Annotated in this window: 14 protein-coding genes; 7 read left to right on the top strand and 7 right to left on the bottom strand. The window is 65.9% G+C overall.

The annotated features are described in order from the left end of the window. Positions 1-12: 12 nt before the first annotated feature. Positions 13-1,674, bottom strand: coding sequence for a glycoside hydrolase family 13 protein (locus tag VM621_RS11695; protein ID WP_325469123.1), 1,662 nt, complete (start codon positions 1,672-1,674; stop codon positions 13-15). A gap of 234 nt (positions 1,675-1,908) precedes the next feature. Between VM621_RS11695 and VM621_RS11690 the strand changes: the two genes are divergently transcribed. Then, complete coding sequence (locus VM621_RS11690) at positions 1,909-3,528, top strand: ATP-binding cassette domain-containing protein (RefSeq protein ID WP_325469122.1); 1,620 nt, start codon at positions 1,909-1,911, stop codon at positions 3,526-3,528. Here VM621_RS11690 and VM621_RS11685 read toward each other — a convergent pair. Continuing rightward, complete coding sequence (locus VM621_RS11685) at positions 3,515-3,922, bottom strand: hypothetical protein (protein WP_325469121.1); 408 nt, start codon at positions 3,920-3,922, stop codon at positions 3,515-3,517. The genes VM621_RS11690 and VM621_RS11685 overlap by 14 nt on opposite strands. 142 nt (positions 3,923-4,064) lie before the next feature. Here VM621_RS11685 and VM621_RS11680 point away from each other — a divergent pair, with 142 nt between their 5' ends. After that, on the top strand, positions 4,065-4,997 hold the full coding sequence (locus tag VM621_RS11680) for a DMT family transporter (RefSeq protein ID WP_325469120.1): 933 nt from the start codon (positions 4,065-4,067) through the stop codon (positions 4,995-4,997). 4 nt (positions 4,998-5,001) lie between these two features. Here VM621_RS11680 and VM621_RS11675 read toward each other — a convergent pair whose 3' ends face one another. From VM621_RS11675 to VM621_RS11665, 3 genes are all read right to left on the bottom strand, one after another. After that, positions 5,002-5,691 (bottom strand): DUF1345 domain-containing protein, encoded by a 690-nt coding sequence (locus VM621_RS11675; RefSeq protein ID WP_325469119.1) that lies wholly within the window; start codon positions 5,689-5,691, stop codon positions 5,002-5,004. A 65-nt stretch (positions 5,692-5,756) separates the two neighbouring features. After that, a complete protein-coding gene (locus tag VM621_RS11670) occupies positions 5,757-7,955 on the bottom strand; it encodes a transferrin receptor-like dimerization domain-containing protein (RefSeq protein WP_325469118.1) in 2,199 nt (732 codons plus the stop codon). Next, positions 7,955-10,372 (bottom strand): TonB-dependent receptor, encoded by a 2,418-nt coding sequence (locus VM621_RS11665; RefSeq protein ID WP_325469117.1) that lies wholly within the window; start codon positions 10,370-10,372, stop codon positions 7,955-7,957. Before VM621_RS11665 ends, VM621_RS11670 begins: the two co-directional genes overlap by 1 nt. A 405-nt stretch (positions 10,373-10,777) precedes the next feature. Between VM621_RS11665 and VM621_RS11660 the strand changes: the two genes are divergently transcribed. Further along, a complete protein-coding gene (locus tag VM621_RS11660) occupies positions 10,778-11,311 on the top strand; it encodes a DUF6630 family protein (protein WP_325469116.1) in 534 nt (177 codons plus the stop codon). A gap of 17 nt (positions 11,312-11,328) precedes the next feature. On the opposite strand, the gene VM621_RS11655 is transcribed toward VM621_RS11660, so the two are convergent. Next, entirely contained in the window at positions 11,329-12,282 is a 954-nt protein-coding gene (locus tag VM621_RS11655) for an NADP-dependent oxidoreductase (protein WP_325469115.1), read from the bottom strand. 88 nt (positions 12,283-12,370) lie between these two features. Then, complete coding sequence (locus tag VM621_RS11650) at positions 12,371-13,282, bottom strand: LysR family transcriptional regulator (RefSeq protein WP_325469114.1); 912 nt, start codon at positions 13,280-13,282, stop codon at positions 12,371-12,373. A 117-nt stretch (positions 13,283-13,399) separates the two neighbouring features. On the opposite strand from VM621_RS11650, the gene VM621_RS11645 reads away from it, so the two are divergent. The 4 genes from VM621_RS11645 to VM621_RS11630 all read left to right on the top strand — a co-directional run bounded on the left by VM621_RS11645 (position 13,400) and on the right by VM621_RS11630 (position 16,489). After that, positions 13,400-14,035, top strand: a complete 636-nt coding sequence (locus tag VM621_RS11645) for an NAD(P)-dependent oxidoreductase (protein ID WP_325469113.1) — start codon at positions 13,400-13,402, stop codon at positions 14,033-14,035. Between the two features lie 73 nt (positions 14,036-14,108). Next, positions 14,109-15,011, top strand: a complete 903-nt coding sequence (locus VM621_RS11640) for a 23S rRNA (adenine(2030)-N(6))-methyltransferase RlmJ (RefSeq protein WP_325469112.1) — start codon at positions 14,109-14,111, stop codon at positions 15,009-15,011. A gap of 28 nt (positions 15,012-15,039) precedes the next feature. Continuing rightward, complete coding sequence (locus VM621_RS11635) at positions 15,040-15,546, top strand: Slp family lipoprotein (RefSeq protein ID WP_325469111.1); 507 nt, start codon at positions 15,040-15,042, stop codon at positions 15,544-15,546. A 34-nt stretch (positions 15,547-15,580) separates the two neighbouring features. Further along, positions 15,581-16,489 carry a cation diffusion facilitator family transporter gene (locus VM621_RS11630; protein WP_325469110.1) on the top strand — a complete coding sequence of 303 codons (909 nt, stop codon included), beginning with the start codon at positions 15,581-15,583 and terminating at the stop codon, positions 16,487-16,489. Positions 16,490-16,542 lie beyond the last annotated feature (53 nt).

Here is a 16,542-nt window from a genome sequence, read left to right as displayed (position 1 = left end):
TGTCCGCGCCCACTATGTTCCCGCGAGCCAGACGGCTGCGTTCGCGGGCAACTGCCCATCGGCGAGCAGAGGTTCGCTAGCGACGATCGCCCGTCCGTCGGGCAAGGCGACCGGGTAGTCGTTGGTGTTGACGAAGACCCTGACCGGGCCATTGGCGAAGGCGACCACGCCTGGGGCGCAAGCCAGCCAGGTCAGCGTGCCCGTTCCCAGCGCGGAAACGCGGCGCTGCTTCAACGCCGATCGGTAGAGTTCAAGCGTCGAGCCGGCCACGCCATCCTGCCGATTGACGGCGTAGCGCGCGAATGAAGCCGGCTGGGGCAGCCATGTCGCGCTCCCGCTGCCGAAGCCATAGCTGGGCTGATCGCTGTGCCACGGTAGCGGCACGCGGCAACCATCGCGGCCGATTTCGGCGCCGCCGGTACGGAAGAATGCCGGATCCTGCCGGTGCTCAGCCTCGAGGGTGGTGTGCTCGGGAAGCCCGAGCTCTTCGCCCTGGTACAGATACGCCGAACCCGGCAGTGCCAGGGTAAGCAGGGCAGCGGCGCGCGCACGTCGGAGGCCAAGTGCTTCGTCGGGCTGTTCGCCGGCGGCATCGATGCCGCGCGGTCGCGCACCCGGTATGCTGAGCCCATAACGCGAGCTGTGCCGCACCGTGTCGTGATTGGACATGACCCATGTGGTCGGCGCGCCGACTTCACCGACCACGGCAAGCGAGCGATCGATCACCGCACGGAAGTCGTCGGCGTTCCAGTGGGTCAGCAGGTAGTCGAAGTTGAATGCCTGTTGCATCTCGTCGGCGCGCACATAGCGGGCGAGGCGTGCCGGGGGATGAACCCACGCCTCGGCCACCATCATGCGGTCGCCCGGATACTCGTCCAGGACACGACGCCAGCTACGGTAGATGTCATGCACGCCTTCCTGGTCCCACATCGGACCATGATTGGAATGCGCGCCGCCACTGCCCTCGACCATCGCCACGTGGCCGGCGAAGTCAGGCAGGCCTTCCGCCTTGATCAGGCCATGGGCCACGTCCACGCGGAAGCCATCGACGCCGCGGTCGAGCCAGAAGCGGAGCACGTCCTCGAAGTCCTTTCGAACGTCGGGATGGTTCCAGTCCAGATCGGGCTGTCGACTGTCGAACAGGTGCAGGTACCACTGGCTGTCGCCGGGGACTTTCGACCAGGCCCTGCCGCCGAAGATGCTCTGCCAGTTGTTCGGTGGAAGCTCGCCGTACTCGCCCGTACCGTCGCGAAAGAGGTAGCGCTTCCGCTCGGGACTGCCGGCCGGCGAGGAGAGCGCTTCGCGAAACCACGCGTGCTCGTCGGAGGTGTGATTGGGGACGAGGTCGACGATCACGCGCAGACCCAGGCGATGCGCCTGCTGCAGCATCCGGTCGAAATCATCGAGCGTGCCGAACAGCGGATCGACGTCGCGATAATCGGAGACGTCGTATCCGGCGTCCGCCTGCGGTGACCGGTAGAACGGCGAAAGCCAGACGGCATCGACACCAAGGGCTGCCAAGTACGGCAAACGCGTGGTGATACCGGGCAAGTCGCCGATGCCATCGCCGTTGCCGTCGGCGAAGGAGCGCGGATAGACCTGGTAGATGACAGCGTGGCGCCACCAGGTGAGCGCATCGGGTGATTCGGAACGCGCGAGCTGCTGCGACGTCATAGGGATCTCCTCGGGTGGCTCACCGTAGCTCAGCCAGCACATCGGTTTCAATCGATCCAACGGCCTAAGACCAAGCGTACGTTCATACTGCTGCGGCCGCGGACGCTACACTTCGGTGCCCATCCCATCTGTGAGGTGTTCGTCCCATGCGCCAGTGATGCCCCGTCTTAACTGACGGCAAGACTCCGAAGCCCCTGCCCGCAGGGGGAGTTCTTAGCATTGCTGGAAAAACGCATGACGAACCCAAGCCTGACCCTTCAAGGGGTTACCTGCCTGCTGCCGGACGGTCGCCGGCTGTTCTCCGACCTTCATGAAACCTTCGACCTGCGGCGTACCGGCCTGGTCGGCCGCAACGGGGTTGGCAAGAGCGTGCTCGCACGCGTGCTGGCCGGACTATGGCAGCCCACATCCGGTCGCCTGCTGGTCCACGGCAGGACGCACTATCTCGCCCAGGAGCCACCTGGCGGCGACGACGCGACCGTTGCCACGGCGACCGGCGTCGCGCCGATCCTCGACGCGCTCGCGCGCATCGAAGGCGGCAGCGTGGACCCGCGCGACTACGAGATCGTCGGCACACGATGGAGCATCCGCCAGGACCTCGATACCGTTCTTCAGGCGCAAGGCCTTGGCCATCTGGATACGAACGTGCCGATGCGGCGGCTGAGCGGCGGCGAAGCGACGCGCGTCGCCTTCGTGGGCGCCCTGCTCAGCGAAGCGGACTTCCTCATCCTCGACGAGCCGAGCAACCACCTCGATCGCCATGCGCGCCGTTCGCTCATCGATCGACTGGAACGCTGGCCGAATGGAGCGATCGTGGTCAGCCACGATCGCGAACTGTTGCGTCACATGGAGCGCATCGTCGAACTGTCGCCGCTCGGCTTACGCTCGTACGGCGGCAACTATGACCTGTATGCCACGCGCAGCGAGGAAGAACGTGCCGAAGCCGAGCGCGACCTCGACCAGCGCAAGGCCGAACGTCGCCGCGAGGAGCGCGCCTTGCGTGAGCAGCGCGAGCGGGCCGAGCGCCGCGAGGCGCGCGGCAACCGTGGCGCGCGCCTCGCCAACCAGGCGCCCATCCTGCTCGGCCGGCAGAAAGAACGCAGCCAGGCCACCGCAGGACGCGTGCGCGAACGCCAGGACGAACAGCGTGCGTTGTTGAGCGAACGCGTTCGCGACGCCGCGCGACGGGTGGACGACCGCGCCATGCCGGTCATGCGCCTTGCCAACGGGGCGAGCCACCGCCCGTTTCGCATCGCCAGTCTCGAACAGGTGCGACTGGCCCATCTGCCGGGAACGCGGGAGCGGCTGGACCTGTCGATCACCGTGGGCCAACGGATCGGGCTTCTCGGCCCGAACGGCTCGGGCAAGTCGACATTGCTGCGGACGCTGGCGGGAAAACTGGCCCCGGCGGAGGGACGTCGCCAGGCCTTGGCGCCCGTCGCCTACCTCGACCAGCACTGTGTCGAGGTCGACCCGCAGGTATCCGCGCTCGAACTGCTACGCAGCGCGAACGTGGCCGCGTCCGAGAGTGAAATTCGCACCCGCCTGGCACAGATCGGCATCGACGCGCGTGCGTCCACCCTGCCCTCGGGCCACCTGAGCGGGGGGCAACGGCTGGCCACCGGGCTGGCCATGGCGATCTACGCCGACCCACCGGCGGCACTCCTGCTCCTGGACGAGCCGGGCAACCATCTCGACCTTCCATCGCTTCACGCGCTCGAGGCGATGCTTCGCGACTATGACGGCGCACTGGTGGTCGTATCTCACGACGAGGTTTTCCTGGAGCGGATAGGCCTCACCGAACGTCTCGAAGCGACGGCGACGGGATGGCGTCGCCGGCTTACTGGACGTTGACGACGTCGCGGACGCTGTAGACGTCGATCGCGTAGGGCGACTTCGCGTCGTCGGTGGAACGGAAGCGACCCGATACCGTGGCGGTCGCCTGCGCTCCATTGGACGCCACCGCGCGCTTGAACGATGCGATGTCGCGCTTGCGGGTACCGCCGTCGTCCAGGGTGAGGCTGACGCTGCCCTTGCACTCCGCGTCGGAAAGCAGGGTGACCTTGCCCGCCGACGAGGCCACGCCCCGTACCGTCACGGTGGTGCCGAGATAGCGGGCAGCCGTCCCGATGACCGTGCAGAGGGTATCCGGCGGGGTTTCATCCGCCGAACGGGCCGCGGCCGGACCGGCGGCGAGTGCCATAAGCAAGGCGAACGCGCTCGCCCGAAAGATCGATTTCGTATACATAGGTGTTCCCCTTGTTACCCGACCCCAGGACGGGCCGTGCCGAATGGACGGCTAAACGCAGCACACCGTGTTTGCGGCGTCGCGTCAATAAGAAATTTGGGCAGTAAACTCGCCTTCCTTGCCGTTTTCGCAGGAGTTACCCTTGGAAGATCGCGCCCGCCTGGGCTTGGGCATCGGCTTCGGCATCGCCGCGGGGGCCCTGTGGGGACTGGTCTTCCTGGCACCGGAACTGGCCCGGGATTTCACCGCCCTGCAACTGGCCGCCGGCCGCTACCTCGTCTACGGCCTGATCTCGGCAGGCCTGCTCGTGCCCCGCTGGCGCCCCCTGCATGCGTGGCTCGAAGGATCCCACTGGCGCGGGCTGGTCGGCCTCAGCCTGCTGGGAAACATCCTCTACTACGTGCTCCTGGCCAGTGCCGTGCAATGGGGAGGGGTCGCGATGACCTCGCTGGTGATCGGCTTCCTGCCCGTCGTGGTGACCCTGGTCGGAAGTCGCGCCGCGGGCGCCATTTCGCTGCGTCGACTGGCTCCCTCGCTATGGCTCAGCGCCATGGCCATCGCCTGCATCGCCTGGCAAGCGATGGCCGGGACACAGGGTCAGACGCACCCCCATCGACTGCTCGGCCTGCTCTGCGCGATCGGTGCCCTCGCCGCGTGGACGGCGTACGCCGTGGTCAACGCACGCTGGCTTGCGCGCCTGGACCACGTGTCCGCGCATGACTGGAACCTGCTCACCGGCGTGGTCACCGGCGCACTGGCCCTCCTCCTCGTGCCAGTCGCCCTGCTTGCCGACGCCACGACGCACGACACTTCGGCCTGGCTCCGTTTCCTGGCGATCAGCACCGGTATCGCGGTCTTCGCGTCGATCCTGGGCAACGGCCTGTGGAACCGGATGAGTCGTCTGCTGCCGCTCACCCTGGTCGGACAGATGATCCTGTTCGAGACCCTCTTCGCCCTGCTCTACGGCTTCCTCTGGGAGCGGCGGCTGCCGACCGCGATCGAGTGCCTCGCGGTCGTAGCGCTGGTCACTGGCGTACTGCTGTGCGTACGCGTGCACCGGCCGCACGCGGCATGACGACTCAGGCCTTGCCCGCGGCGATGTTCACGCTGATGGCGATGATGAAGACATTGAAGAAGAAGGCGATCGCGCTATGCAACAGGGCGACACGGCGGAGGTAGCGTGTCGTGATCTGCACATCGGACACCTGGAAAGTCATGCCGATGGTGAAGGAGAAATAGGCGAAGTCCCAATAGTCCGGGTGGTCGTCCCCTGGGAAGTCCAGGCCCTTGTGCTCCGCGCCGATATCGCCGTAGTAACCATGCGCGTAGTGCAAGGCGAACAAGGTGTTCATGAACAACCACGAGAGGATGATCGTTACCGCCGCCACGGCTATCGCGAAGGCGCCGCCCTTGCTTCCCGAGTTGAGTTCGGTGGTCACCGCCGTCAGCACGATAGCCGACAGCGCGACACCGCTAAGCAAGGTGGTCCAGCGCCCCGAATCCTGCATGCGTGCCTGTCGGCGCATCGTCGCCTGGTTAGCCCCGAAGAAGATGCGCAGGATCATCAGCAGATAGGCCAGCGCACCGATGTCGAAACCGAGCAGGAGCGCCACGCTGCGGTGCAGCCCCGTGAACTCCAGGCCGACCGCGGCGACCACCGCGATGACCGCGGCAATGAGCAGTCGCGGCCGGGAACGCGCATAACGAATCGGTCCCCAGCCTTTCTTGCGACGATGGGCTGCCGCCGGCTCCTGGGTATGTTCGCTCATGCCGCCACTCCACGATGTCAGGTGGCGGGACTATAGCGGAGGCGAGGCGATCGTAAGTTCGTGCGTCACCGGGGACGGGCCGCGAGGATCGCCGTGGCCTGTGTCAGCAGCGCCGAGGCCCGGCGGGTCGCCACCGCCGTCAGGCGCACCTCGTCCCGCGCCTCGTCCCACGCGCGCGCATCGATCGCATCGCCGATCCCCGGCAGGGGGGCCGTGTCCTCGCCTTCCCTGCGTCCAGGGGCCTGGAGAAGATGCCGGTACCAGGAGCGCTGCGGCAATCCCGACGCCTGCAGGAAGGCCGGTGCGATCTCGCGGAGCGCCCGGTTGACCCCAGCCGACTGGGTCGCGGTGATCGTTCCTGCCGCGGCTGCGGCCTGGTCGTAGGCCTGCGCGGCCGCCAGCAGCTCGCGCTGTGCATCGTGCAGTGGCCCGAGGTCGATTTCCTGCCACGCATCGTTCACCGGCGAAGGCGGCTGCTCATGGCGATAGGCGACGGCCGCGAGGCGATAGGCATCGTGCTCGAGCAACGTATTGCGACGTACCGCATCGCGATGCTCCGCCGCGGTGCCCGTCGCGAGCCGGTCGATGTCCTTGCCCAGCGACAGCGCGAACGCCGTATAGCGCCATGGCAGGATGTCGGCATTGGCGACGCGAAGCACCAGTCGGGCGTTGGTCCGGGCCAGCAGGTTCACGTAGGCGAGCCCGGGATCGCCGAAGCGCTGGTAATGCGCATAGGTGTCGTAGAGCGAGTGATAGACCGGCACGTTTTCGTCGTCGCCGTCACGGTCGTAGCCGTAGCGCACATGCAATGACGGAACGCCGAGCCGATGGGCAAAGGCCAGGTAGTCCGAACCGGTACCCAGGCGTTGCGGCACGATCCCGCCGTCGACATCCTTGCCCTTTTCCGCCGCATCCACCGCGCGCTTGGCCAGGCGACGTGCCTGCACCGTGGCGCCGGTTTCCGGGTCGCGCAGTTCATCGGCGACACTATCGACCAGGTTCGCCAGCGACGGGTCGCCCGCGGCAGCGAGGAAGCCACGCCCGGTGGTGTCGTTATTGAGGTAGAACACCGCCTTGCGCGCGAGCTCGGCGGCATGGCGGTCCGTCCATGCCTTGGAGCCGAGGATGCCCAGCTCCTCGCCATCCCAGCTGGCGAAGACCAGTGTGCGCCGCGGCCGATGACCCGCCCTGGCCTGTTCGCCGATGGCGCGCGCCTCGGCAAGCAGCGCCGTGGTACCGGCGAGCGGATCCCATGCACCGTAGACCCAGGCGTCGTGATGAACGCCGCGAATCACCCACTCGTCGGGATACTCGCTGCCACGCAGCGTGCCGACCACGTTGTAGAGCGTGCGCCATTCCCAGGGCGAACGCACCTCGAGATGAACCGTCGCATCGCCGCCGATGTGATAGGTCAGCGGCAGGCCGCCTTGCCACCGGTTCGGCACCGCCGGACCGCCCAGCGCACGCAGGAAGTGCTCGGCATCGCCGTAACCGATGGTGACAACGGGAAGGCGCAGGTCGTCGGTGTGCCGGTTCGCCTGGAAGGTCTTCGCACTCTTCGTGTCCAGCACGCTGTCGATACCCAGCGTGCCTCGCTGCAAGGTGCGCGGCGTTCGCCAGGCGCCGTCGGGATAGACGTCACCCTTGGCGAAGCCGTCGGCATCCGGATCGGAGTAGATCACCACGCCGACGGCGCCGTGCTGCTGCGCGAGGCGCGGCTTCACCCAGCGTCCGGCGCCGGTGGATTTCACCAGAACGACCTTCCCCTCGACGGACTGACCGGACCGGGCGAGTTCGTCGTAGTCCTTCGACAAGCCTTCGTTGACGTAGATCAACGGCGCGTCGACCGAGCCGTCCGCTGCATAGGCTTCCATGCCGGGCAGCACACCGTCCCGACGCGTCGTGTCCGGATCGCCCGCCACGGCCGGCTCGCCGAAGTCGGCGGCGTAGCGGTCGCCTCCCGCCAGCGAAAGCTTCTGCACCGTCGGATACGCCACCAGGACACGCGTCTGCTCCACCGCGACCTGCCAGCCCCAGCTGCGCAGGCTCGCCGCGATGAACTCGGCATTCTCCTTGTTGTGAAGCGAGCCGACCTGGTTGGGCGCGGACGTCAGCCGCTTGAGCCAGCCATCCAGGTCGGCGGCGGCGATCGACGCATCTACCGATTGCTCGAGCTCGCGTTGTGCCGGCGCGATGGCAGTCTGTGCCGGCGTCGCCATGGCAACGGTGAGCAGCAGCGCGGGTAACAACAGCTTCATCGTCATCACTTCCACCGGTAGGTCACGCTGGCATAGTAGTAGCGTCCGTTCCAGCTGAGCGGTGAAAATAGGCTGTACTTGAAGTTACCGTTGGTCGAATTGGCATACTTGACCTGCTCCGGTCGCGCGTTGGTCACGTTGTCCGCGCCGGCGCTGAAGGTCCAGTTGTCCAGGTTGTAGTCGGCCGAGAGATCCAGCGTCCAGCGATGCGCGAAGTTCTGGTCGAGCGCATTGCCGCTGTTGCTATAGACGGTGTAGTTACCGTAACGCTGCACATTGGCGTGAGCCGCCCAACGCTCGTGCAGGTAATCGAAGCCGACGTCCAGCTTGGTCCGCGGATTTGTATCGCCAAGCAGGCCGAGCCGCTCGCGACGCTCCACACGCTGCACCGCCACGCCCAGCTCGTCGAGAATCGCCGGGTTGGGCTTCACCTTGGTCACTTCGTTTTCGTTGTACGCCCAGCCCAGCGTCGTGTTCAGGCGGTCGCCGTTGGCGAAGTCGAAAGCGTACTGGCTGACCAGGTCCAGACCGCGCGTGCGCGTATCCACGGCATTGGTGAAGTAACGGATCGACTGGTAGTTCGCATCGACACCGTTGGCCAGAAGATAGGTGTTGACCGCCGGGGTGTTGACCGGAATGTTCGACGACAGATTGATGCGGTTGGCGATCTTGATGTAGTACGCATCGACACTCACGTTCCAACCCGTGAGCGGCTCGAGCACCAGGCCGAGCGTCGCACTACGCGATTTTTCGGGCTTGAGTTTCTCGGCACCAAGAAGACTAGCTGCCTGGGCATCGACCGGGAACGTCCCTGACTGCACCAGCACCTGACCGTGGCCGAGGTCCTGCAGTTGCTGCGAAATGTCGGCATAGTGCTGCTGTACGAGGGTCGGTGCGCGGAACCCGGTACCGATACTTCCACGCAAGGCGACGCGCGGCGTGAAATCGAAGCGACCGGACAACGAACCGGAGGTGGTGCCGCCGAAGTCGCTGTACTGTTCGTGGCGGCCGGCGAGCGACAGCGCGAAACGATCGGTGATATTGGTTTCGAGATCGATGTACTCGGACACATCGTGGCGCTGCCAGTTACCTCGCAGGTCGCCGGTGATGCCGCCGTTCGCGCCGTACTGCGATACGGCATCGCCAGGTGTCACCTTGTAGGCCTGGCGCAGGTACTCCACGCCGAACGACACACTGACCGGATTGGCCAGCCACGATGGCGAGAACTCCTTGCTGATGTCGACGTTGCCGACCTGCTGGTTGGTCTTGTAATCGGCGCCCTGAATGAAGAACGGCGTGTAGCCGAAGGCCTTGTACCAGTCGGCGTTGATGGCATGGCTGCGCTGGTCGTACTCGTTGGAGCCGTGGCTGACGGACGCGTCATAGTGCCAGCCGTCGCCGAGTTCGCCACGCAGACCGGCGGTAAGCGTGGTGTCGTCGACGATGGGAACGCTGACCGGCAGATAGCCTTCGGGATAAATGGCGGTCACGTTCGTGGCATCGCCACGGTGCCGGTAGAGGCTCGCGGTTTCGTCGCGGTCGCGACGATACAGGGCTTCGAAGTACACCTCGGCCGCCTTGCTGAATGCGTACTGGCCAACCAGGGACACCTTGTTCGACTGCACGGCGGGGTCGCCCAGGCGGTAGACCTTCTGGTTGTATGTCGTGCCTTTGGCGGCGGCCGTCTGGTCGCGGCCTGCGCGATTGGTGTAGTCGTTGTTTTGCGTATCGATCGCGACGTGGATCGAACCCTTGTCGCCGAGCCTGAAGCCGGTATCCGCGCTGAGCTGCCGCTGCAGCCCGTCGCCGGCGTCATAGCCACCGAACTTCGCGGTGACCTGACCGCCCTCGCCGCCCTTCTTCAGGATGACGTTGATCACGCCGCCGATCGCGTCCGAACCGTAACGCGCGGACTGGCCGTCGCGTAGCACCTCGATGCGCTCGATCGCCGAGATCGGAATGGCGTTGAGATCGACCGGATTGGAGCCTCGTCCGATAGCGCCGCCCAGGTTGAGAAAGGCGCCGCTGTGCTGGCGTTTGCCGTCGATCAGGACCAGGACCTGATCCGGGCTCAGGCCACGCAGGGTCACCGGACGCGCCACTTCGGCACCGCTGATCGTGGTCGGCTGCGGGAAGTTCAACGAAGGCACCAGCCGCGCCAGGGCGGCCGTGAGCTGGGTGGCGCCGCTTTGCTGCAATTGCTGCGGCGTGATCACATCGATCGGCTGCAGCGAACTGGATACGGTCCGTTCCGTACTGCGCGTGCCGGTGACGATGACGGTGTCGAGCTGGCTGGCCCTGGCGGACTCGGGCTTGTCGGCGGGCGTGGCGTCCTGTGCGAGGACGGGTGCCGCGGAAGCGGCCAGGACCAGCGAAACGGCGATGGACAAAGGCGTGCGGCGACGTGGGACGAGAGCGAACATGGACGAGGATTCCCCTGGGGACGAGGTGGAACACCGACGCCACCGGGCGCCGGGTGTGGGAAGACGGCCATGCCCCGGCGACGCGACAAGGCGACGCCGATCGGGCACGACCGGAAGAACGAGGGAGGAAGAGCGACCGCGGCGCGGCCGCGGTGTCTACGTCAGGGCGTCAGGCGCCGGACGTGGGCGACTCAGGCCAGTCGACAACAACAACACGCGCAAACCACCGAGCAACGCGGCATGGCCGCGAACGTCATCGGGGAGGTCTTTGCGCTGAAGTCGAGTGCGTTCACTGGTGAGTGGATCGCCTGGGAAAGGGCTTGGAAGGCTATTTGTTGCATTGCGGCGCAGGTTTGTCAACTCGGAAAATGCGATCATGACCGCCTGACCGACAGGCGCATCCCCATGAATTCCTACGACGACGAATCCTACGAAGAACGCGACTACGACGATGACGAGAGCGAGGACACCGTCGAGAAACACGTCTGGCAGCTCCTGCTCATGATCAACCCTGGCGACGAGGAAGCCGCCAAGAAACAGTTCGGCGACTACCGCAACGAAGTCGAAGACCAGGGCGATGACGACCCCATTCGTCTGGTCTGCCAGGTGACGGACTGGCAATCCAGCTTCGAAGTGGATGCCGACGACACGCGCGCCCTGGTCGAGGCGCTCCAGGAACTGGTATCGCGCTTCCACGATGTCAGCATGGACTGGGACGGCGATCCGGACGACGACGAGTTCCATGAAGATATCGACGCCGCCGAAATTTTCAACCGCGCCTATGACCAACTCAAGCCGCATGGCTATACCTTGTGGTCACGCGAGGCGGACGACGACGTTTCCGCCGGCTGGATCACCTCGTCGAACGACGACGAATCGATGCTGGTGGTCGCCACGGCCTTGCACATCAACCTGCGTCGCGGCGACCAGATGAGCTGACACATGCACGAGGGCGACTAGACGGTGAGCACCGTCTTGCCGCGCTTCGCGCGGGAGTCGGCATCGAGGAACGCCTTCCGCGCTTCGCCGAGACGATAGGTCCGATCGACCTGTACCGCGATACGTCCGTCGGCCACCCAGCGCACGATCTCCGCCAGTTGCGCGGGATCGGGTTTGACGATGAACCAGAAGGCTTCGATGCCGAGCTGCTGCGCACGCTCGGGCGATGGCGCATCCTCGGCCTCGCCCGAAATGGTAACCAGGCGTGTGCCGGGTTTCGCGAACTGCCAGCTGCGTTCGAGCAGATCCCGACCCACGGTGTCGAAGATGACATCGACGGCGCCCGCCGAGTCCTCGAAGCGTCCCTGCGTCGTATCGATCGCCACATCGGCACCGAGTTCGCGGCACAGGGCGAGCCCTTCATCGCCGCGCGCCGTGGCGACGACGCGCGCGCCAATGCCCTTGGCGATCTGGACGGCGAACGTTCCCACCGCACCCGCGCCACCGTGGATAAGCACGGTCTCGCCGGCCTTGAGCCTGGCGAAGTCGAACAGCCCCTGCCAGGCCGTCAGCGCACCGATCGGCAAGGTCGACGCCTCGACCGCGGAGACCGCATCGGGCAAGCGCGCGATCTCGCCGGGGAGCACGCTGGCCTGCTCCGCCGCGGCGCCATTGCGCCAGAAATCGATGAGACCGACCACGCGATCGCCCACCGAGAAGCCGCTGGTCGCGGAACCGACATGCGCGACACGGCCGGCGAATTCATGGCCAACAATCACCGGTAGAGGCCGTTTCGAGCCGTCCGGTAGCGCCATGGTCCCGTTGGTGACCCAGTGCGGCTCGCCGAAGGTCAGTCCGACGGCGTCGACATTCACCAGAAGGCGCTCGTCGGCATGCGCCGGTGGATCCGTGTCGCCCACGCGAATCGACAGGTCGCCACCGGCCGCATCGGCAATCCACGCGGCCTTCATGGCGTCGCTCCCTTTCCGGTACCGATCGCGGCAACACGCATGGCGAAACCCTCGCTGGTGTGTGAGCGGGAGCGTTTCACGGCTGGCTTCAGGGTGCTTGCAGGGAATGATCGCGCAAACGTTCACGCAGGAGATCGATGAAGGCGCGTACTTTCACCGACGGCTGGCGTACCGGATAGACCGCATGCACGCCCCCCTCCGGCAGGCGAAAATCCGACAACACCGTCACCAACCGTCCCGCGGCCAGGTCCTCGGCCACCACGTAGTCCGGCAGCACCGATACGCCCATGCCGGCGACGACCAGTCCGTGCGCGGCCAGGGTGGTATTCGCGCTGGCCGTGCTGCGCATCTGCACGGCGTGCTCGGCAGCGTTGGCGTCGGTGAAGGTCCAGCGCGTGGGCGAGGCGAGAATGGTCAGTGCGATCCACCGATGCCCGGCCAGTTCGGCCGGTGTTTGAGGGGTGCCGTGTTTTGCAAGATAGGCCGGCGATGCGACGAGGCACTGGCGAAAGCTCGCCAGCTTCGCGGCGCGCAGGCTGGAATCTCGCAGCCAACCCAGTCGAATCGAAAGATCGAAACGCTCGGCGATGAGGTCGACCACCGCGTCACTGACCACGAGCTCCACGCTCACTTGCGGATAGCGCTCGGCGAACGCGGCCAGCGCCGGCGCGACGACCGCAGGCCCATGGTCGGCAGCCGCCGCCACGCGCAATACGCCCATCGGTGTGTTCCGGCACTCGCCGAGGCGTGCGATGGCGGATTCGGCATCGGCCAGCACGCGAGCACAGTCTTCGTGGAATCGTTCGCCGGCATCGGTGAGCGACATCTTACGCGTGCTGCGCACGAGCAGGTTCACCCCCAGCTCCTCTTCGAGCCTGGCCAGGTGCTGACTGACCATCGCCTTCGTGGTCCCCAGTTGCCGGGCGGCCGCGGTGAACGAGCCCGCGCGAACCAGGGCGACGAAGACGCCGAGGCGGTTGAGGTTGATCTCGCTAGCCATGTGGCCCACTCGATTGTAAAGCCATACTTTACGATGAATTGTCCAGGAAGGCGTATTTCCGCAACGATCGAAGGCGCATCCTTCATTCCATCCTTTCCCTGACGCAGGCCTACCCCCATGAAGATCGTCCTGTTCGGCGCTACCGGCAACATCGGCCGTGTGATCCTCGACGAAGCCCTCGACCGCGGCCACCAGGTCACCGCCGTGGTCCGTGACCCGGCAAAGCTGGCCACGACGCATGCCGCCCTGACCGTGGTCCAGGGCGATGTCGGCCAGCCCGCCTCCTACGCGACCGCCGTCGCCGGCGCCGATGCGGCGATCGCCAGTCTCAGCGACCATGCCGACCCGGCCAATGTGCCCCGTCAGGCCACGCAGCTACTGGACGCACTGTCCAAGGCTGGCGTGCGCCGTTTCGCCTGGGTTGGTGGGGCCGCCAGCCTGGAGACCGCGCCCGGCGTTCGCCTGATCGACAGTCCGGATTTCCCGGAAGCCTGGAAGACCGGCGCCAAGGCACAGATCGCGGCCCTGGACGTCTTCCGCGCCAGCAAGGCGCCCATCGACTGGACCTACATCAGCCCGGCCGCCGAAATCGCACCGGGCGAGCGCAAGGGCAGCTTCCGGGTCGGCGGCGAACAGTTGCTGGTCGACGCCGAAGGACACAGCCGGATTTCGATCGCGGATTTCGCGATGGGCGTGCTCGACCGGATCGAGAAAGGCGATGCGGCGAAGAAGCGCGTCACGTTCGCGTATTGAGGCAACTACCCTTCGCCGATTCGTCGGCGATCCCGCGAAGCGGGCCAGTCCCCCGGCCCGCTATACTGGGCGAATGAATTATCGTCACGCGTACCATGCCGGCAACTTTGCCGATGTCCTCAAGCACATGGTGCTGGTGGCCCTGATCGACTCGCTGAAGCAGAAGGCATCGCCCTTCTGCTACATCGACACCCATGCCGGTAGCGGACGCTACGACCTCCGCGGCAACGAAGCCCGCAAAACCGGCGAAGCCGACGACGGCTTCAACGTGCTCAAGACCGCCTCGGGCCTGCCGCCGCTCCTGTGGAAATGGCTGGAAATCGTCCGCGCCTGCAACCCGGGCGACGATTCGCTGCGCTATTACCCGGGTTCGCCCTGGTTCGCCGCGCATCTCATGCGCGAAAACGACACCGCGCAGATGGTCGACACGCGCAACGACGAATCCAGTGCCCTGCGCCAGCTGTTCCACCACGACAAGCGTATCCATGTGCACGAGCGCGACGGCTACGAGGCGTTGAAGGCCTTCGTTCCGCCGAAGGACAAACGCGGCCTCGTGCTGATCGACCCGCCGTTCGAAGCGCAGGAAGCCGAGTTCCGCATCATCGAGAAAACACTCAAGGCCGCGCTCGAGAAGTGGCCCACCGGCATGTATGCCGTGTGGTACCCGATCAAGTTGCGCAGCCACGTCCAGCCCTTCCACCGCTGGCTGACCAAGTGCGGGGCAAAGCGTGTCCTCGTCGCCGAACTCCTGCTCCGGCCGGACAACTCCCCGCTCACCCTCAACGGTACGGGCATCGCCATCATCAACGCCCCGTGGAAACTGGATGAAGCCCTCCGCGACTCGCTGCGCCTGCTGCCCAAGTTGCTCGGCAAGCCGGGCGAGTCGGAGTATCGGCTGACCTGGCTGGTCGAGGACAGCAAGGATGAAGAGCCTGCCCACACTCCGCACTCACCCCGTTCAGTCCGCCGGCGCTAAAGTTCAGCTACCTGCCAGGAGCTGACTCATGCGCCCGAACGTCGTCCGTCTAGCCGTCCCTGCCGCCCTTCTCGCGCTGGCTCTCGCCGGCTGCGCACCGGCGCCGATCTACAAGCCGACGGCGAACAACGTCGCCGTGCCGCCCTCCCAGGTGGCCCGCGAGCCGGAGCGCTATGGCAGCTCCGACGTGATCTGGGGCGGGCGTATCGTGCAGGTGCGCAACTTCGCCGACCATAGCGAAATCGAAATCCTCGCCTATCCGCTCGACGGCTCGCAGCGTCCGCGATCCAACGACACCGGCAACGGTCGTTTCATCGCGGCCATGCCGGGCTATGTCGAGAGCCTCGACTACCCCGCCGGCGGTCTCGTTACCGTGGCCGGCCGGATCAACGGCACGCGCGCCAGCAACGTGGGCCAGGCCTCCTATACCTTCCCCCTGGTCACGGTGAACCAGTCCCACGTGTGGACGGCCAAGGAGATGTCCGGCGGCCATCCGAACGTCAGCTTCGGCGTGGGTGTCGGCGTCATACGGTAAGATCTTTCGATCGATCACCGGGACAGGGATACACATGTCGGGACACGCCGATTCGAAGCGCGCCATCTTCCTCGCGCTCGGAGCCAACTTCGCCATCTTCATCGCCAAGCTGGTCGCCGCCCTGTTCACCGGCTCAGGGGCCATGCTCGCCGAAGCGGTCCACTCGGCAGCCGACTGCGGCAACCAGGGCCTGCTCCTGCTCGGCATGAAGCAGGCCCGGCGGCCGCCTTCGCCGGACTATCCGCTGGGCTGGGGGCGAGCGCTCTATTTCTGGTCGTTCCTTGTCGCGATCCTACTGTTCAGCGTCGGCGGCATGTTCTCGCTGTACGAGGGCGTGCACAAGCTGACGGATCCGGAGCCGCTCAAGTGGCCCTGGCTCGCCGTCGGCGTGCTCGCCTTCTCCATCGTCACCGAAGGCATTTCCATGCACGGCTGCATGCAGGAAGTGAACAAGGCCCGCGAAGGCCGCACCCTCTGGCAGTGGTTTCGCGAGACCCGCGCCAGCGAGCTGCTCGTCATTTTCGGCGAAGACCTCGCAGCCCTGGTCGGCCTGTGCCTGGCCATGCTGGCCGTCGTCGCGACCATCCTCACCGGCAACCTGGTCTATGACGCCATCGGCACGATCGCCATCGGCGTGCTGCTGATCGTGGTGGCCGTGGCCGTGGCCCGCGAGGTGAAAGCGCTTCTCATCGGCCAGGGCGTGGAGCCCAAGCGCCGCGCCGAGATGATCGCCTTCCTCGACGCACGCCCCGAAATCGACTCGGTCTACAACCTGCTGACCCTGCAGATGGGTACGGATGTCATGGTGGCGACCAAGGCTAAAATGGCTCCCGCACCCACGGCGAAGGCCATGATCGAGGCGATCAATATCGTCGAGGCCGACTTCAAGGCGGAATTCAAGGACGTGCGCTGGAGCTTCTTCGAGCCGGATATAACCGACTGAGCCCACACAACCCCTTCGCCCCCGGGTAGTACAATCATCGGCTTGCCCGCAGC

It is taken from the genome of Luteibacter sp., assembly GCF_035539195.1.
GTDB lineage: Bacteria > Pseudomonadota > Gammaproteobacteria > Xanthomonadales > Rhodanobacteraceae > Luteibacter.
The sequence above is the reverse complement of the archived record's forward strand: the minus strand, read 5'-3'. Positions and strand labels throughout refer to the sequence as shown.